Annotated in this window: 12 protein-coding genes; 6 read left to right on the top strand and 6 right to left on the bottom strand. The window is 45.3% G+C overall.

Annotated elements, in window-relative coordinates; translation table 11 throughout:
• Window positions 1-8: 8 nt before the first annotated feature.
• The 6 genes from L3C95_RS14680 (at window position 9) to L3C95_RS14655 (ending at window position 14,663) form a co-directional block, all read left to right on the top strand.
• A complete protein-coding gene (locus tag L3C95_RS14680; RefSeq protein WP_236388721.1) occupies window positions 9-5,501 on the top strand; it encodes a T9SS type A sorting domain-containing protein in 5,493 nt (1,830 codons plus the stop codon).
• A 168-nt stretch (window positions 5,502-5,669) separates the two neighbouring features.
• Window positions 5,670-6,218, top strand: coding sequence for a sigma-70 family RNA polymerase sigma factor (locus L3C95_RS14675; RefSeq protein WP_236388719.1), 549 nt, complete (start codon window positions 5,670-5,672; stop codon window positions 6,216-6,218).
• Window positions 6,219-6,345: 127 nt separating this feature from the next.
• On the top strand, window positions 6,346-7,296 hold the full coding sequence (locus L3C95_RS14670; RefSeq protein WP_236388717.1) for a FecR family protein: 951 nt from the start codon (window positions 6,346-6,348) through the stop codon (window positions 7,294-7,296).
• Between the two features lie 199 nt (window positions 7,297-7,495).
• Entirely contained in the window at window positions 7,496-10,915 is a 3,420-nt protein-coding gene (locus tag L3C95_RS14665; RefSeq protein ID WP_236388716.1) for a TonB-dependent receptor, read from the top strand.
• A 22-nt stretch (window positions 10,916-10,937) separates the two neighbouring features.
• Window positions 10,938-12,407, top strand: coding sequence for a RagB/SusD family nutrient uptake outer membrane protein (locus L3C95_RS14660; protein WP_236388715.1), 1,470 nt, complete (start codon window positions 10,938-10,940; stop codon window positions 12,405-12,407).
• Window positions 12,408-12,476: 69 nt separating this feature from the next.
• Window positions 12,477-14,663, top strand: a complete 2,187-nt coding sequence (locus L3C95_RS14655) for an alpha-N-acetylglucosaminidase (RefSeq protein WP_236388714.1) — start codon at window positions 12,477-12,479, stop codon at window positions 14,661-14,663.
• A gap of 338 nt (window positions 14,664-15,001) precedes the next feature.
• On the opposite strand, the gene L3C95_RS14650 is transcribed toward L3C95_RS14655, so the two are convergent.
• The 6 genes from L3C95_RS14650 to L3C95_RS14635 form a co-directional block, all read right to left on the bottom strand.
• Complete coding sequence (locus L3C95_RS14650) at window positions 15,002-15,580, bottom strand: GNAT family N-acetyltransferase (protein ID WP_236388713.1); 579 nt, start codon at window positions 15,578-15,580, stop codon at window positions 15,002-15,004.
• A gap of 152 nt (window positions 15,581-15,732) precedes the next feature.
• The gene (locus L3C95_RS14645) at window positions 15,733-16,188 is read right to left on the bottom strand and encodes an RloB family protein (RefSeq protein ID WP_236388711.1); all 456 of its coding nucleotides are present in this window, start codon (window positions 16,186-16,188) and stop codon (window positions 15,733-15,735) included.
• 159 nt (window positions 16,189-16,347) lie between these two features.
• Complete coding sequence (locus L3C95_RS14640) at window positions 16,348-17,718, bottom strand: AAA family ATPase (protein ID WP_236388710.1); 1,371 nt, start codon at window positions 17,716-17,718, stop codon at window positions 16,348-16,350.
• Window positions 17,719-17,837: 119 nt separating this feature from the next.
• Window positions 17,838-18,050, bottom strand: a complete 213-nt coding sequence (locus L3C95_RS35240; protein ID WP_410683263.1) for a hypothetical protein — start codon at window positions 18,048-18,050, stop codon at window positions 17,838-17,840.
• Window positions 18,013-18,564 (bottom strand): transposase, encoded by a 552-nt coding sequence (locus L3C95_RS35235; RefSeq protein WP_410683261.1) that lies wholly within the window; start codon window positions 18,562-18,564, stop codon window positions 18,013-18,015. The genes L3C95_RS35240 and L3C95_RS35235 overlap by 38 nt, the downstream gene beginning before the upstream one ends.
• Before the next feature lie 32 nt (window positions 18,565-18,596).
• The gene (locus L3C95_RS14635) at window positions 18,597-18,902 is read right to left on the bottom strand and encodes a hypothetical protein (RefSeq protein WP_236388709.1); all 306 of its coding nucleotides are present in this window, start codon (window positions 18,900-18,902) and stop codon (window positions 18,597-18,599) included.
• Window positions 18,903-19,172 lie beyond the last annotated feature (270 nt).

Genomic DNA, 19,172 nt, shown 5'->3' with positions numbered 1-19,172 from the left:
CGTTATTTATGTTAAAGCATAAAGTAATTATAGTATTCATTGGTTTGTTCCTGCTACCGTTTTTTGTGTTCGCACAAACAACACCGACCACTATTTATAGTATTAATTGGGGCGGAAGTGTTTCCATGCCGGGAGGGTGTGCAAACAACAACATCGGCGGTGCTGTAACAATAGGTAATACTACTCCCGCATATCGGCTGACGTGGGGAGCACAGGGGGCCTGGGATGGGGAGGGCTATAATATCTATTCCTCAACGAAACCCAGCGATTTCGGTTTAGGCGGGCATACCCCGACCCCGCAGAATTTTGTGGAAGATGGAAACGGCGGAGGTAGCATTAGCGATTGGAATGAAGCTACAAATTGCCCAAGGGTGAGTTATAGTTTTAGCGCCTCTTATACATCATTTGCGGTGGTGATGACCTCTGATAATCCCAAAGCCCTGTATTGTCAGTCAGAAAGATTTACACTCAGTCTGCCGGGATCCCCCAGCTCAGTAGACTGGTATATATCTGCTGCTTCGGGAACGCCGGTACTTTACAGAACTGCCGGAAATACGCTGGCCGTGAACTACGATGAGATAGCTGCATTTATGACGGCAAGGGGAGTGAATCCGGTGAGAACGACTTTCGCCTTTACTGCTGTTGCCACTTATGGTGGCTTTACCGTGAATGTGCCGGCTGCTGCTGCATTCAGTTATGAGACGGATTTGCCAAGACCAGGTGGCATCAGTACGGAAGCGCCTAAATGTTTCGGACAAAACGGCATTATTCATTTCACTGATATCCGTACCCCTTCAGGGGCTGTGTTTACCGGTAGTCCGGCGTTTTATATTAAACTGGACAATGGCGTAACCGTTACAAATGTGCTGATAGATAAAGCAAATGTTGATGCAGCGGTGCCCCCCGGAACGTATAATGCGGCGGCAGTTGAATTTGCCGGTTCTACAGAGAGTTCGGCCTGCGTCTGGAAAAGCCCCGGTCCTATAGTGATAGCCGCTGCTGCGCAGCTCATACCTGTTACCAGCATTTCGTGCTACAACGGCGCGCCGGCAGTGACGCTAAGCGCATCAGGGGGTAAAGCACCCTATCAGTTCAGTATCGGCAGTGTGGTAAATCCGGCGGGTAACCTGTTTACCGGATTGACACCGGGTACGTCTTATACCGCTGTAGTGACGGATGCGAATGCCTGTAGCGTCAGTAAAACGGTGAACATGTTGCCTGCAGTTACCGTGAGCAATGGCGCTATTGTAGCTCCTTCCGGTAGTTCAGCAAATGGTAGTGTAACACTGGTGGCCGCAGGTGGTAGTGGAGCTCCTTATACTTATTCTAAAGATGGTACTAACTGGCAGACCGGCGCTACTTTCAGCGGACTCGGAGCTGGTACTTATCGCTTCTATACGAAAGATAACGCGGGATGTGTCTCCGCTACTCCGCTGAACATCACTTTACAAGCGCTTGATTTTACCGTGGCAACTACAGCGGCTTCCTGTTCGGATGTGGCTGATGGTGTGATTAAGGTGACAGTCACAGGAGGAGCGCCGCCTTATTCTTATAAATTGAATAATGATGCATATCGTGCCAATACGCCTGTATTCAGCTTCCTGAGCGGCGGTACATATACCGTGTGGGTAAAAGACGCCAATGGTGTGGAACTCAGTAAACCAGCAACGGTAGCTGCTCCGCCAGCAATGGCAATCACCAAGGTTGCAACTACAGATGCAATATGTCGCGATATGGCCAATGGAACCATTACAGTGACTGCTACCGGAGGTAACGGAGCCTTCACTTATTATATCAACAATGCATTGCCACAGCCATCCAATGTATTTACAGTGAAAGCAGGCACTTATACCATGCGTGTAGACGATAGCAAAGGTTGTACGGTTAGTGCAGCAGCTGTTACAGTCAGTCAGCCGGCATTGAAAGTAGCTGTCAGTACAACGGTAACAGATGTGGCCTGTTATAACACACCTACAGGGGTTATTAATGTTAGCGGATTGAACGGCACTGCTCCTTATACTTTTAACATCGACGGAGGTGCATGGCAATCTGTTACAAAATTCACGGTAGCTGCCGGTACATATACCATCGCTGTAAAAGATGCGAAAGGCTGTGAGAACAGCGTATCGGGCATTAAAGTCAATACTCCGGCCCAGCTTATATTGCAGCAGGATGTAATTACACCGGTGAGTTGTTACGGATATACAGACGGTCAGGTGAAGGTATTTGCCACCGGTGGAACAGGTACCATCCGTTATTATATCAATACGGCTCCGCTGGTAGCTACTGCCGGTACCTTTACAGGTTTAGCTGCTGGTAGTTATACCATCACTGCCAAAGATGATAACGCCTGTACTGCCACTATCAATGTGAACGTAGCACAACCTACGCAGATCGATGCGCAGGCAGTGGCTACAGATGTACGTTGTTTCGGACAGTCCAATGGCAGTGTACGCGTGAATAATGTAACAGGTGGTAATGGCGGATATACTTTCGCAATCGACAACATCACATTCGGTAGTTCAGCACAGTTTGATAATCTGCCTGCAAAAAATTATACCATCTACATCAAAGACCTGAAAGGTTGCCATGGACAGGAGACAGCAGTTGTATCGCAACCGTCCGCAGTTGATTTCACAATGACGGGATCAGATGCATTATGTAATGGTGATGCTACCGGTCAGCTGAAAATAACAGCCAGCGGTGGTACAAACACTTATACTTATTCTGTTGACGGTGGTGTATTCGGTACTTCACCGATCATAACAGGTCTTACAGCTGGCAACAGGACCATCACCGTGAAAGATGGCAATGCCTGCCAGTTGTCTAAACCATGGTTGACAGGAGAGCCTCCTGCATTGATGTTAGCGGCTACCAGCATTGGCAAAGTAAGTTGCTTTGGCGGTAACAATGGCAGCATTACGGTGAAAGCGACGGGTGGAACAACGCCATATACTTATGCGCTGAATAGTGGTGCATTCCGGTCTTCCGGCTTGTTTGAAAACCTGAGCGCAGGTACTTACAACCTCACAGTAAAAGATGCGCATGGCTGTACAACTACGATCCAGGAAACAGTTAATACATTCAGCAAAATAGATATCGACATTACAACAAAGACAGACGTGCTGTGTGCCGGTGCTGCCACAGGCGCTATCAGCCTTGCTGCCAAAGGTGGCGCAGGTACATATGCCTACAACTTCAACAATGCCGGCTATCAGTCTGAAAGTAACTGGTCAGGTCTGCCGGCAGGTAATTATCCGCTGGTAGTAAAAGATCAGAATGGTTGTGAGCAGTCTTTCTCTTTACCTGTAGCAGATCTTTATGCACCATTGTCGGTAGACCTGGTGTCCAATCCGCCGGCCAGCTGTGACGATAAGGGCTCCATTGTGATAAGGTCCACCAGTGGGGGCCTGACGCCCTATGCATATAGTCTGGATGATGTGAATTATACATCCTCTACTACTTTCGATCAGTTGTTGAACGGAGACTATACCGTGTATATAAAAGACGCTAATGGTTGTATCATTACCAGGGTATTATCACCTTATGGCCCGGTTACTATCAGAGGTGTTGTAACGCCGGCTGCCGTATCCTGTAAGAACGGCGCTAATGGTAGTCTCACGGTATCGGGTGTGACCGGGGGCAACAAAAATTATGAATATTCGTTGGATGGTATCACTTTCCAGTCATCCCCGGTATTTGCAGGCCTGAAAGCAGGCGCTTATACGGTGCATGTACGCGATATTCCTTACAGCTGTCATATTGTAATAAGTAGCAGTATCGGTGAACCCGTGTTGCTCGAGCCAATACTGACAGACAGGAAGCTGGTGAAATGTTTTGGTGAGAAGAATGGCGCATTGACGCTTACAGCAAGAGGTGGTACAGGTAACTATGAATGGTCTGTTGACGGTGTAAATTATCAGTCTACCGGCGTGTTTGAGCAGTTAGCTGCTGGTAATTACACCGGTTATGTGAGAGACGCCAATGCTTGTATCAGCCAGTTGCCGGTAACTATTAGTCAGCCGAACGCCCTGGCCGCACGTGTAAGTACGCAACAGGCTCCTGGTTGTTATGGTGACGCTAATGGTAAGATTGAGCTGGTAGCTACCGGTGGAACGCTGCCGTACAGCTATCAGTTAAATAATAGCGTGCAGACTTTGCCTGCCTTTACAGGCTTACCTGATGGGCACTATGCCATGAAGGTGACAGATGCCAATGCTTGTAACGTATCTTTCTCAACAGACCTCGTGCAACCGGCCTTGTTTACTTTATCGTTGGCTGCAAAGGAAAATGTTCAATGCTTCGGTCGTTCAGAAGGCCGTATTGAACTAGCAGCAGCAGGTGGAACAAGTGCTTACAGCTATACGCTCAACAATCTGCCGGCACAATCCAGCCCAGTGTTTGAACATCTGCCCGCAGGTGAATACCTCTTACTGGCAACAGATGCGCACGGCTGTAAGGCAAATATTGCCGAACGCATATCACAGCCTGCACTACTGACTTTCAGCAAGGAAGTAAAACAACCGGTATGTAGTTATTCGGCAGATGCCAGCATTGCGGTAACAATGAATGGTGGAACAATACCATATAGTTATAAATGGTCTAATGGCGCCACAGGTTCCCGTATAGACAAACTGGAAGGAGGTATCTATAGTGTGACGATGAGCGATGCACATGGTTGTCAGCTGACAGATCAGACAGTGATCAACCAGCCTGAAGACATAAAGATCGACCTGGGCTTCCGCGATACCGTACTGTGTGTAGGGCAGCAATTACATCTGAGTGCCGGTAACCCGGGTAAACAATACCTATGGCAGTCAGACGCCGGTTTCAATGCCACCACACAACAGGTAACAATAGGAGACGGCGGCAATTACACCCTGACAGTAACCAATGCAACAGGTTGCTTTGCAAAAACTGCGTTCTCGCTGCAAACATCGCTGGAAGCGCTGACGACAGAGTTCCTCGTATCCAGTTACAATGCGGTGGGCGACACAGTAGTGATCATGGATGTATCCCGTCCGAAGCCATCGCGCCTGGAATGGACGATGCCTATAGCCGGCCGTGATGCAGGCAGTAATGCAGATGGCAGCATCCGCCTGCTTATTTTCGATAAGCCGGGCACTTATGATATTGGCTTGCTGGCAGGATTGGGAGAATGTGCGGCCTCTATACAAAAGAGCATTACCATATTACCGCGTGATGAACAAGGTAATATCGACAGCCTGCTCGGATACCGGGAAAAGCTGATAAAAGAGATCATTGTATCGCCAAACCCCGCTTCCACACAGTATAAAGTAGACATCCGCCTCACTAAGCAGGCGGCAGTCAATGTAAGGGTGATCAGCTTCAACAATGGTCAGATCGTTGATATGAAGCAATCAGCAGGGTCGGATGCTTACCAGTTATCTTTTGATGCAGAACGCCTGCAACAGGGCATTTACCTGATAGGAGTGCAGGTTGGCGATGAGTACCAGGTGAAGAAATTATTAAAATTATAAACCAGAAAAAGGGGGCTCAAAGAACAAAGAGTCCCCTTTTTTTATGTCCGGGCCTGATTCCTTGAAGGTATTCCCAAAAAATACTGCACCTTTGCGCCGCCCTTTGAAAAAATGAAGGGTTGGATTTAAAGATTATTATTGCTACCTTAAGGCACTTTATAGGCGCATATGTCGTACAGCATATTGGAGGACAATGAATTAATGGACAAGGTCAGGCTTTCTGACGGGAAGGCCTTTGACGAGATTTACCGTCGCTATTGGCGTAAATTGTACGCTTTATCCTTGTATCACCTGAGAGACAGCAGCGCTGCAGAAGACATTGTACAGGAGATCTTTGCAAGCCTCTGGGCTTCCCGCGAAAGAACGGAGATCAAACATTTGTATACCTACCTGGCTACTGCCACCAAATATTCCATTTTTCACTACTTTGCCCAGCCGGTCAGGAACACGGGGTCCCTGGACGATCTGCATGCGCTGGCTGCAGACCAGAGCACTGCCGATACCCGCCTGCTGGAAGAAGAGATCCGCCGGGAGATAGACCGCCTGCCGGAAAAATGCCGGCTGGTATTCCGCTATAGCCGTGAAGAAGGCCTGGCCAACAAGATCATCTCTGAAAAGCTCAATATTTCCACCAAAGCTGTAGAAAAGCATATGACCCGGGCGCTCCGCCAGTTAAGGGTACAGTTTAAGCATATGCTTATGTCAATATTGTTCTGAATCTTCCTCCGGAAAAAATATTTTTATCAAGAGGTAGGGTAGCCTGCTTTTTTCCACACTATTATATTGGATACAGTTTGCTGTGATCTGGTCACTAAGTTTTTTTTATCTGCATTTACTATCGATTATGACTAAAGAGCAGCTGACTGACTTAACTGCAAAATACCTGGATGGCACCGCGACAGCTGCTGAAAGGGAATTACTCGAACAGTGGTATTATTCCTTTGAGGGTGGAGAACTGGTGGTTGAACTGCCGGAAGGAGAAGAGGAGGATGCACTGGAAAGGCGGATGAAGGCGAAGATCGATGAACTGAACGCAAGAGAGGGCCGCCGGAAGCGCTTAGTTATGAAGGTAAGACCTTACCGCATGGTGGCTGCTGTTTTACTGGTGCTCACCGCCGCGTTACTGTCTGTATTTTTCAGTGGCCGTCAGGTGTACAATGCGCAAAGGGAGCCCCGGTTTGTGGTGCTGAAAGATGGTACCAAAGTGTGGCTCAATTCGGCTACGAAACTGGTTTATACAGATTTTCCTTTTACAGGAGAACGCCGGCTTAGCCTGACAGGGGAGGCCTATTTTGATGTAGCAAGCGACCCGGACAAGCCATTTATCATCCAGTCGGGCAATATGGTGACACAGGTACTGGGTACCGCCTTTAATATAAAAGCATATCCCGGAGAACCGTTTGCCATCACCGTGACGAAGGGGAAAATAAAGCTGGAAGATAAAAAGACGAAAACCGTTACCTTTTTAACGCCGAATAAACAGGTAAAATATGCAAACCAGCAGCCACCGGTACTCGTAGCTGTAAAAGCCGATGTGGCCTATTCCTGGACAAAGGGACAACTCGAATTTCACGATCAGTCATTTGAGGAAATTGCCAGGACTATCAACCGAAAGTATAATGTGAATATAGTTTTTGCCAACAAATCACTGGAGCAATGTATGATCACCGCCACCTTCGAGAAAGAATCGCCGGTTTCACGTGTGATAGATCTGTTATGTAAGATCAACAATGCGACCTATACCTTTAGTGCTGACAGCACTACTATTACTTTGGAAGGAAAGGGGTGTCAGTAATCGGGGGAAGATTGTCATAAAATTAAGGAAGCGTACCAAATATCAGGACATCATATGCTAAAAATGACCAATAGCACGTAGCATAAATAAAACGTCCCTGCCAGAAAGTACAGGGAGCGTTTTACAGCAGGGTATTTCATGTCGCCAAACCTGCATACCCTGGATTCATCATTTTATAACAACAAATCGTATTAAAGTTATGAAAAAAACAGCGTATACACGGAAGACGTGTATCCAATACTTATTATTCCTCATGCGATGTTCGGCTTATATATTGGTATTTTTCTATACCTTTTCGCTTTCGCTGTTCGCCAAGAGCACCGAAGGTCAGGATATTAGAGAGGTAAAGATCAATCTCGCGGCCAGCAAAATGAAGCTGGAGACGGTCCTGGAAAGGATCCAGCAGATCACGCCTTTCCGTTTTGTGTACAATTCATCGCAGATCAAAGCTGCGGCGCCTGTAAGCATCAATGTCAGTAATACTTCCGTAGAGCGGGTACTGCAACAGTTGCTGGAGCCTAATGACATGATCTTTGAACAGAATAAGACACAGATCATTATTACCCGCAAATTTCTCACACCCGGTAACGGTCTTACCCTGGCCAACGTGGTGCCGATGGCAGTGGCAGATACTTCCATTACAGTACGTGGAAAGGTGAGGGATGACAAAGGCCAGCCCCTGATCGGTGTTACGGTAAGTGTAAAAGGAAAGAACCGCGGTATTGCTACTGATGCCAATGGTAACTTTACGCTGAGGGCTGATCATGCAGACTCCCTGGTGTTTAAAACCATTGGTTATGCCAGCGTGACTATGAGCGCTGCCGGCAATCTGGACAACATCACCATGCTGCCAGCTACTACCAGTCTGACCGACGTTGTGGTGGTAGGTTATGGTGTACAGACCCGCCGCGACCTGACCGGCGCTATCTCTACCGTAAAGGGCGCTGATATCAAAAACCTGCCCGTAAGTGATGCGGCCCAGGCTATACAGGGTCGTGTGGCCGGTGTAGACATCGTTCGTTCCGACGGATCTCCCGGTACTACTCCCAGCATCCGCGTACGTGGTACAGGTACGATCAATAACTCAGAACCACTGATTATCATCGATGGTGTGCCGGCTCCCAGCCTCAGCGGCCTCAGTGATATCAACAACAACGATATTGCCTCCATGGAAGTACTGAAGGATGCGTCCTCTTCCGCTATCTATGGTACCCGTGCTGCAAATGGTGTGATCATCATTACCACCAAAAAAGGATCCTATAATGAGAAATTAAATACTTCTGTCAACATATACCGCGGTATTTCCAATGTACGCCGTTATATACCATTACTGACTGCTCCTGATCTGGTAAAACTGAAACAGGAACGTTATACCAACGATGGTCTCAGCGTGCCCGCATTCTGGCAGGACCCATATTATGCAGTACAGCGTACCGACTGGCAGAAGGCTTTGTTCAATACAGGACATGTGACCAATGCAGACGTTTCCATCAAAGGTGGTAGCGCCTACTCCAACTACCTGTTCTCTATGGGTTACTACGATGAAAAAGGTCTCATCACCAATACCTATTTCAAAAGATATACTGTCCGTATCAACTCTGAGCACCGTATTAACAGTCGCCTGAAAGTAGGAGAGAACCTGCAGCTGACTGCCCGTAAAGGTAACTCGCTCGATACCTATTCTTCCCAGACAGGTCTGATCTTCAGCGCACTGCGTTTCAATCCTGCTATCCCCGTAAAGGATGATATGGGCAACTATGGTTCTTCACAGGCAAACAATGAGCTGGGCGATATCAACAACCCGGTATATACTGCAGAAACGACAGATGCATGGACGAAGAACTATCGTATACTGGCTAATGCCTTCGCTGAAGTAGAGATCATCCGCGACCTGAAACTGCGTTTGAACTATGCTTTTGACGGTACACTCAGCAACTCCTTCAGCTTCCTGCCTAAAACACTAACACAGGTACGTACCCGTGACGATGCGGAATTAACACAGAGCAATACCAGCACCAGCACTCATCTGGGAGAGGCATTCCTGTCTTACAATAAAACACTCAATAACGTACATCAGCTTAGTCTGACCGGTGGTATTTCTTACCAGAAATACAGCGGCAACTACTTCAGCGCACAGCGTAATGGTTTCGATGATGAATCGCCTTATGTACTGGTGCTGGACAACGGTAGCATTGTGTACAACGCTGCGGGTAACTATTACGCTACCAACATCCTGGCATCAGGATTTGCGAGAGGTTTCTACAGCTATAAAGGTAAATACCTGCTGACTGCTACCATGCGTGCGGATGGTTCTTCCAGGTTTGCAGAAGGTAACCGCTGGGGTTATTTCCCGGCTGTGTCTGTGGGCTGGCGTATATCTGATGAGAACTTCTTCAAGGATAATGTACGCTTCATCAACAACCTGAAAGTGACAGGTGGATGGGGTGTACTGGGTAACCAGAACGTTACTGAATTCCAGTACCTGGCTACTATCATCAAGAACCGTAAATACAATTTCGGTGATCAGCCGTTTACCGGTATCTGGAACTCCAGCTTAGCCAACCCTAATATTACCTGGGAAAAGGCGCATATGACCAACATCAGCGCTGAACTTGGATTCCTGAATAATGCATTGAATGCGACCATCTCTTACTTCGATAAGAATACGATAGACATGCTGGTGCCTGCTGCGAAACCAGACCTGCATGGTACTTCTCTTGTTCCTGATGAGAATATCGGTAAACTGAACAACCACGGATGGGAATTTGAAGTTTCTTACCAGGGTGGTAAAAAAGCATTTACTTACAACATTGCGGCAAATGCTACCGTTATCAAAAACAAGGTAACAAGATTGTATTCCGCTAATACTTATATCGGTTCCAGCAGCTATGGCCGTCAGAACCAGGAGATCTCACGTACATATGAAGGACAGCCTATCGCTTCTTTCTATGGCTGGAAAACAGCCGGTATATACCAGAACCAGGCCGAGATCGACAGCGATCCTAACATCGCTAAAGACGGCAGAAAGAGCAACATTAAACCAGGTGATGTACGCTTCGTGGATGTAAATAACGATGGTGCTATCACTGAAGCTGACAGGGTATACCTGGGCGATCCTAATCCACGTCTCCAGTACGGTTTACAGGCTGGCGCAAGCTTCAAAGGATTTGACCTGAGCCTGTCCTTTACCGGTGTGGCTGGTGTGAAACTGTACAACGCCGACAAGATGCAGGGCCTGGATCCGACCTATTCTTATAACTACTATGCACAGCAACTGGAACGCTGGCATGGCGAAGGTACCAGCAACAGCGTATCCCGCATGACGTTAAGTGATAATAACGGTAACTACCGTACGTCAGACAGGTTTATTGAAAAGGGTAATTATTTCGCACTCCGTAATGCAGCATTGGGATATACCATTCCTTCCAGCTTATGGGGTAGCAAGTCATCTACAAACATCCGTGTGTATGTAGCAGGACAGAACATGTTCATCATCACTAATTATACCGGTTTGAACCCTGAACTGGGTTATACAGACGGTAATAAGCAGAGAGGTGTGGACGTAGCCACTTACCCACAGGCAAGAAGTTTCACCGTAGGTGCTTCAATGAATTTCTAACGTTTCATTTAACCAATGGATCATGACAACAACGATTTATAATAAACTTTTTATAGCAGCTGCGGTGCTGTTAGTCTCCATGTCTTCATGCGACAGCATCCTGGATGTAACGCCGAAAGGCACTTATACAACAGCCACTTACTGGCGTAATCAATCTGATGCGGTCAACGGCGTGACTGGTATTTACAATATACTGCTGGAAGAGGATTTCACAGGACATGCGGAATTTACTTTCGATATCCCTTCTGATGATGAGTATCGTGCAGGTGACCACTCGGAAGATGTGGCTATTGAAAATCTTACTTATGATGCCGCAAATCCGCAGGTAAGATTTAGCTGGAGATGGAAATATGAAATGATCAACCGTGCAAACAGCGCATTGATATACATACCGAAGATAGAAGGGATGGATGAAACCATCAAAAACCGTTGTCTTGGTGAAGCCCGTTTCCTGCGCGCATTTGCTTACTGGCGTCTGATGCTGATATATGGGGAAGCACCGGTGGTTAGTGAAGATGACGTGCTGACAAGTAACTATGTGAAACCAAAGGTAAGTATGGATAGTCTTCGTTCTATGATCGAGACTGACCTGTTGGCCGCCGCAGACCTGTTACCGGCGGTTTACGAAGGCAGTGACAGGGGCCGTGCGTCCAAAGGTACTGCCTGGGGCCTGCTGTGTAAACTGTACATGTATTGGGAAAAACTTGACCAGGCAATCATTTATGGAGAGAAGGTGATCAACAGCGGTAATTATAATCTTGCACCTACCTACCTGGCTAACTTTACACCTGAGACCAGCAACAACGATGAAATGTTGTTTGCGGTACAGACCAGCGATACCTGGGGATATTCAGACTTCACCACTTACCATACACCGCGTGAGTGGAACGGATGGAACTTCCATCAGCCGCTGAAGGGCCTGGTAGACGAGTTTGAACCAGGCGATGTACGTAAAGGAGTCTCTATTATGTCGCCCGGAGATCAGATTAACATTGGTACAACTATCGCCACTTATAGTGCGTCTATGTCGGAAACTGGTTATCACTTCCGTAAGTTCTCCTGGTGGAAACCAAACGGAGGTTTGAACTACTCACTGAAAACACCTTTGTTGAGAACAGCTGATGTTGCGCTGCTGGTAGCAGAAGCGAAGATCCGCACACAGGGCGTTGGCGCTGGCGATAAAGAGATCAACATGGTGCGTAAAAGAACAGGACTGGCAGATGTAAGCGGCGCAGGTATGGCTGCGGTTATCCATGAGCGCCGTTGTGAGCTGAGTGGCGAGAATGAACGCCACCAGGACCTGATGCGCTGGGACAAAGCTGGTCTGCTTGATATCACTACCTACTATAACAAACCCAAGTTTGGCAAGAACGATAATATACTGGTACCCGCCCGTACGTTTATCCGTCCTAAACATTATTACTTCCCGCTGCCACAGTCTGAAATAGACAGGAGTAATGGTGTACTGATCCAGAATGAAAACTATAAATAGCATTTCATAATTTTATCTTCGGAGATGGCTGACATCGTGCAGCCATCTCCTTTAAAGTAATTTTCCTTCATGCAATTGAAAAAGATCATTGTTGCCTTATTGGTGAGTAGTCTGAGTGTGCCAGCCATGGCGCAGTTGAATAAGACGGCCACGGAAGCATTTTTGAAAAGGATCGTGAAAGACAGGGCTACTGCTTTTACCTTTGAATACCTGGCTGCAGACAGTGGCAGGGATGTATTTGAAATAGAGAGTAAAGCGGGGCATATCGTATTACGGGGTAACAATGGCGTCAGCATTGCATCTGCATTGAACTATTACCTGAAGAATTATTGTAACAGCAGTATTACCTGGAATGGCAGCAACCTGCAATTGCCGGCGAAATTGCCGGTGGTAACGCAGAAAGAGCATCATGCTACGCCGTACAAATATCGTTACTATATCAACTACTGTACGTTTAACTACAGTATGTGCTGGTGGAACTGGGAAAGATGGCAGCAGGAAATTGACTGGATGGCGATGAATGGTATCAACATGCCATTGGCGCTTACCGGTGAAGAAGCCATCTGGCAGGAAGTGTACAAGGAGATGGGCTTTACGGATGCCGAGCTGGATAAATTCTTCAGTGGTCCGGCTTATTTCTCCTGGTTATGGATGGGTAACATCGATGCCTGGGGTGGTCCTTTGCCGCAACACTGGAAGGACAGTCACAAGGCTTTACAACAAAAGATACTGGCAGCGGAACGCAATATGGGCATGACGCCTGTATTACCGGCCTTTACCGGGCATGTACCGCCGGCTTTCAAAGATAAATTCCCTGGTGAGACCGTTAAGAAAACGAACTGGGATGCAGGGTTCCCGGATGTTTACATCCTCGACCCAGGTAGTCCTATGTTTGATAAGATCGGTAAACGGTTCATAGAGGTACAGACAAAGGCTTTTGGAACAGACCATTTTTATTCTGCGGATACTTTTAATGAGAATGTACCGCCAACTAATGATTCCAGCTTCCTGGATGCGATGAGTAAAAAAGTTTTTGCATCCATGGCATCAGCAGACCCAAAAGCGGTGTGGGTAATGCAGGGATGGATGTTTCACTATAACGCAAGTTACTGGCAACCAACACAGATTGGCGCACTGCTGAAGGCGGTTCCTGACGATCATATGATCGTGCTGGACCTGTACAGTGAAAGTCACCCGGTATGGTATAACACAAACGCATACTACGGAAAGCCGTGGATATGGAATATGTTACATAACTTTGGGGGAAATACCGGTATGTGGGGAGGAATGGATTCAGTGGCACACAACCCGGCTGCTGCATTACACAATCCTGCTTCCGGTAAAATGGCAGGTATAGGTCTTACGCCAGAGGGCATTGAACAGAATCCGGCTTTATATCACCTGATGCTGGACAATGTATGGCGCGACCAGCCGCTGAATGTGAATGATTGGCTGAAAACCTATGCAAGACGACGTTATAATACGCATAATGAGCTGATAGACCAGGCATGGCAGATACTGTATCATACGGTATACAGCGGTGGCCCAACGGAAGGGGCGCCTGAGTCTATTATAGTAGCCCGTCCTACACTGGACATTGCGGCGGACAGGGTGAAAACGAAGCTCAATTATGATCCGGCGAAACTGATACCTGCCTGGGACTTGTTCGTAAAGGCTATTCCGCAGGTAAAGCCTACCGCCGGATTCAGGTACGACCTGGTAGATCTTACAAGACAGGTACTGGGCAATTATGCCAGCCCATTACAGCAGAAAGTTGCCAGGGCTTATCAGGAGAAAGACCTGGCTGCTTTCCGGCAATACAGCAAGGAGTTCTTAGCATTGTTGGATGACATGGATACTTTACTGGGTACCCAGGAGGGCTTCCTGTTAGGCAAGTGGGTGAGCGATGCACGCAGCAACGGTATCACCGAAGGGGAGCGTAACCTGTACGAGTTCAACGCGAAAGACCTGGTAACGTTGTGGGGTGATAAGGATAGTCCGCTGCATGAGTATTCCAACCGCCAGTGGAACGGTCTCATTAAAGGCTTTTATAAGCCCCGTTGGGAGCAATTCTTTAAATTGCTGGCAACGAGCCTTCAAACCGGTAAAACGGCCGATTTAGCGGCTTTTGAGACGCAGGTAAGGGCATTTGAATGGAAGTGGGTGAACAGTCATGATAAATATGCTGCACAACCGAAGGGGGATGCCGTGAAGACAGTGGCGAGACTGTATGAGAAATATAGAAAAATGATTTAGTCATAAACTTATTGTGGCCGGTCGATAGTGAGACGTTGACCTGGTTACATGTTGGGCCTCCCTACTCCGGGGGCCCTTTTTTATTTATATGACTCGGTAGGAGCATCTGTTTGCAGCGCCGGAGGCAACACCCGGGAAAACGATAACCCGGCTTTCAACCGCGGGGGATGATAAGCGGAACAGCAAATAACCGGGCAACAAAACGGGGATGGACTCCGTTAGGAGTCCCGGTGCTGTGCGCGGGGTTTCAACCCCGGGGAAACGATAACCGGGTTTCAACCTCGCCGGGAAACGATAACCAGCGTTTTACCCCCGGAAAATGATGAGAATATACATCATCAGATAACAGCGTCTTTTTTCAGGAAGTACAGCTGATGTGGTGCTTCGATAGTATGATACAGGTCGAACCCTGATCTTTCGTACCAGTTTACATTACGCTGCATGGATGTTTCCAGCAGGATGGGATGCTTTACTGCGGCCGCATGCTCAATCACGGTATCCAGTAATGCGGCGCCTTTATGCTGGTTTTGCTGTGATGGAGAAACACCGATAAACCACAGATATACATAACGGCTGTGAGGATATTTTTCTTTGATCGTCTTCTGCCTGGTCAGAATGAAAGGCAGCATGGTAAGGCCGGGACCTCGAAATACGAACTGCAGGCTTTGCCAGATGGAACGGAGATTCGTTGTCTCTTGCCAGGAGTGTAGTACCAGTGCACATCCATCATCGGAATGATTGATAAATATTTTTCCGGAAGCATAACATTGCTCAAATGCATAGGCCATGAGGGCTTCGATCCTTGAAGTCCGCCGGGCATCTTGCGGGAGAATAGCATTGACGCTGATGTTGCTGTCGAAAGACGCAGACAGGATGTCGATGATTAGTTTTTTGTCGGAGTAAGTGGCTGTTCTCATTAGGATTATTCATGTTTTCTAAATCATTTCCAGAATGCTGCGTATTGCCTGGCTTGCTGCTCCTGTGCTTTCTCCAGCGCAGTTTTGCTTTTGAACAGTTTCATATGTGTATGTCGGGAGTTTGTTTTGTGATACAAAAGAACATTATAAACTTATGGCAACAAAAGATTAATGTCATCCTGAACCAATGGCAAAATCCTCTTACCTAAATGGAAAACCTCCGTACAAAAAATCTCTGGTCCATGTTCATTAATGGAGTAATTGTTTTCAGCGTTTATTATTGCTTCTTCCAGGTAAATTGGGTGTTTTTTTGTATTAAAACCACCTTTAACTACTGTGTTTAAAAATTCTTTCCAATTTTTGACAGTTTCGGTTGGCCTATTTTTATGAAAATGATAGTAAAGCCAAACCTCAAAACATTGGTTGCTTTGTGCAACAAACCAGTTCGGATGCTTCGCGATATTTTCTCTAAGTTCCAAAATCTCCTTTCCCCAGTCGTCGGTATCGATAATAAACCATACCTCATCTTCGTCATTAAGTGGGTAAGAGGGATTTAAATTATCCTTTGAAGGAATTAAACGTCTGCAAGCATTATTAAATAGTCCCATTGGCGAGTTTTTTTTCCATCCTCAATTGGAATAGTTTGAACAATGATTTGAGACACTATTCTATTAAAAAAATGGAAGTAAGTAGTCTCCTTGCTTTCACCCTCACAAAAGATATAATATAGCTTTCCTTCCTTAGCTGGTTCTCGTCGTGTATATACTTTACTCCGTCTCATCCTGATATTTATGCCAATTTAAATCGTGTAAATTTCCTAAAAAGGGTATTGCTCCATATCTCCCTCCTAAGTAGCCCTTTCTGATGTCAATTGTGCTATGTTCTTTGAAGTCGCTTAATGAATACAATTTAGTTGCTCCTATGACGTTCTTTTCGGCAAACCAGATTTCATCCGGTCTGAAAATTTCCTGATCTAAGAGGTTTGATTCATGGGTTGAAAAAATAAGCTGTCCTTTGGTTAAAGCATCTTTAGAAAATTTATCTATTATCTCTTTAACAATGAGTGGGTGTATACTTCTTTCAATTTCATCAATAATATATGTCGGAGTTCCGTTTGCTATGTCATTTAATGCCGGTAAATATTCTAATAATCGTCTGGTCCCATCAGACTCTTCAGCAAATTTAAATTCCACCTTTTCCTGCTTTTGTCCAAGGTGCTCAAACAATAACCGTTTGACAACGACCTCACCATTGTGAGTAACAATAGCAACGTCTTCCATAGCTGTCTTGTTCGCCATTACAGCGATCTTTCCTTCAGGGTTGGCTTTCAATTGGCTTTTTATATCTTCAACTTCTTTTTCATTATCCTTTCCAAAAAAATCATCGATAGCTTCAATCTCCACCTTTAAATTAGAAATACCTGTATTGAACGACTCCATTACTTCGACTGCAAAATCCTTGAAGTGTGGTTTCGAATCTATTTCAATAACTAGTCCCGATGCCTTCGTTTCAGGGTAAATGATTGTTAAATCCTCATCTAGCCAAGTATAAGCGGTTTTTACATCAATGAAATGATCATTAGTAATGGTGTTGAGAAGAGAGAATAGCGGCTGATTAGGTTTTAATAGATCAGTCTCAATTATTTTTTTAAGCGTTCTATTTTCGTTTTTGCTTTCAAATTCATCGAAAAAACTGATTGAGTTCTTTGAATTATCAGATTTCCTATGAAAGATCATCATGTCTTCTCTTTCCGGTCCCAGAGAGCTGAAATATTCATCTATTATAATACCCTCATTTATCGCAACTGAGTAATAGTAGATTGAAGAATTTGTAAAAAACTCAATTGACAATTCTACAGGTTCACTAATGGCTGATTTCGAGAGCTTAAATTTTTGAGCGTTAATCGAGTTGGGAATAGTTGACTTCGTTAGCATTCTTTTTAGTAACGAAATTGATCGAATCAAATTAGATTTTCCTGATCCATTCGCCCCATATAAAGCTGTTAGTTTGAGAACTTCTATTTCTTCGTTTATCTGATATTTATGATGATTGAGCCTTTTAGTTCTTCCTGGTAACAAGTTAAACTCCGTTTCCTCCCAAAAGGAGAATAAATTTTTAACAGCAAATCTAATTAACATTTCTTGTGAAAATTTCACGCAAAATACACAAAAATATTACTCCGACAGCAGTTGATGGGTGATTTTTCGGATACATTCGTGAATTATTCTCAGAGGATGATTAGATTAGCAGTGCCTGGTCAACAGTTAAACTTTACTTTCCCGATAATCACATAGGTAATACGGTTTAATAGTTTTCTTGCAACTTTCACAATTGCTTTATTGCTATTCATTCTAGGTAAAAGTTGCTTGTAATAGACTAATAATGCTGGATCTTTCCTGATAGCCATCCAGGAACATTCTATAAGTATTGTTTTAAGAATAGCATTTCCCCGTTTGGTCATACCAGTAATGCGTTCTGTCTGGTCCGCTATTACGGCAATCTGGTGTGAGTCCGCAATAACTAGATAAGTGATCTATATTTTTGAATCGTGAGATGCCTCCAATCTCTGTAAGGAAAGTCATTGCTGTTAACATTCCCACGGAGGGAATAGTAGTTAATAGATTTACTTTATGTCCATAAAGAGGCCCTGTAGCTAAACTTTGTATTTCTTGTTCTATTTGTTTGCGTTGAGTCATTAGGAAGTTCGCCTGCTGAAGATAATATTGAAGCGATCGTTTACTGCTGGATTCTGTAAATGACAATTGGCTTAACCATTTTGTGAAACGGATTGTCCATTTTCCTGTTGTGAACTCTTCCGGAACGGTAATGCCATAGATCTTCAAAAAAGACTTGATTCGATTCTTGGCAACGGTTAAATCCTTTACTGTCCTATCTCTGCTTCTTATCAGGGCTCGATCTGCTTCTTGTTTTTCTTCAGGAACAAAAATAGCCTTTAATTCATTGTTTTTCAGTCCACGAGCTATCTTACGACAATCAACCCTATCTGACTTACGTTTTAGATCTTTATTGCTACGGGAACGTCTGCGGGATTAATTACAATACAATCTATCCCTTGGGCTTTAAATGCCCGATGTATCCAAAAACCGCAAAAACCAGCCTCATAGGCTAAATGAAAGTTTGCATTGGGATAATGTTGTTGAAGATAACTACCCAATTTTGATGGGTCTGGTGTTTGGCTAAATGTCTTTAACTCAAATTCATCACTATAAATGCTTACCATCCAACTTTTATAGTGGACATCTAAGCCTACATAGAGATTCCGTCCCGTAAAATCGGTAACTTTAAGTGACTTTGTAAACATGGCTCAGAGATTTTGTAATTAAAGTTACATTTCATCTCAAAGCCATGTTTTCTTTTTCAAACATACGAACTTGACCGAATCTCTACCGAAGGTTAAGCCTGGATTTTGAACTGCTAAATTAAGCACCTGAATGTACCAAAAGTTGTATTAATTCAGGATTGGCTTTACATATTTGGTAAGAAGCGTAAGCTAAATTAAATTACTAATTATGAAAAAGAAAGCCATGGGCCGCCCAGCGGTGTATGAAGCGAGTTTTAAGGTAAGTATTGC

The organism is Chitinophaga filiformis (assembly GCF_021646545.1).
In the GTDB taxonomy this organism is placed as follows: Bacteria; Bacteroidota; Bacteroidia; order Chitinophagales; family Chitinophagaceae; genus Chitinophaga; species Chitinophaga filiformis_A.
Note: the sequence above shows the minus strand (reverse complement) of the source record. Positions and strands in the feature narration are given on the sequence as shown.

Coding starts and splice junctions, on each gene's coding strand:
- L3C95_RS14670 (WP_236388717.1), top strand. CDS start 6,346: ATGACTAAAGAGCAGCTGACTGACTTAACTGCAAAATACCTGGATGGC.
- L3C95_RS14640 (WP_236388710.1), bottom strand. CDS start 17,718: ATGTTAATTAGATTTGCTGTTAAAAATTTATTCTCCTTTTGGGAGGAA.
- L3C95_RS14650 (WP_236388713.1), bottom strand. CDS start 15,580: ATGAGAACAGCCACTTACTCCGACAAAAAACTAATCATCGACATCCTG.
- L3C95_RS14655 (WP_236388714.1), top strand. CDS start 12,477: ATGCAATTGAAAAAGATCATTGTTGCCTTATTGGTGAGTAGTCTGAGT.
- L3C95_RS14665 (WP_236388716.1), top strand. CDS start 7,496: ATGAAAAAAACAGCGTATACACGGAAGACGTGTATCCAATACTTATTA.
- L3C95_RS14635 (WP_236388709.1), bottom strand. CDS start 18,902: ATGTTTACAAAGTCACTTAAAGTTACCGATTTTACGGGACGGAATCTC.
- L3C95_RS14660 (WP_236388715.1), top strand. CDS start 10,938: ATGACAACAACGATTTATAATAAACTTTTTATAGCAGCTGCGGTGCTG.
- L3C95_RS14645 (WP_236388711.1), bottom strand. CDS start 16,188: ATGGGACTATTTAATAATGCTTGCAGACGTTTAATTCCTTCAAAGGAT.
- L3C95_RS14680 (WP_236388721.1), top strand. CDS start 9: ATGTTAAAGCATAAAGTAATTATAGTATTCATTGGTTTGTTCCTGCTA.
- L3C95_RS14675 (WP_236388719.1), top strand. CDS start 5,670: ATGTCGTACAGCATATTGGAGGACAATGAATTAATGGACAAGGTCAGG.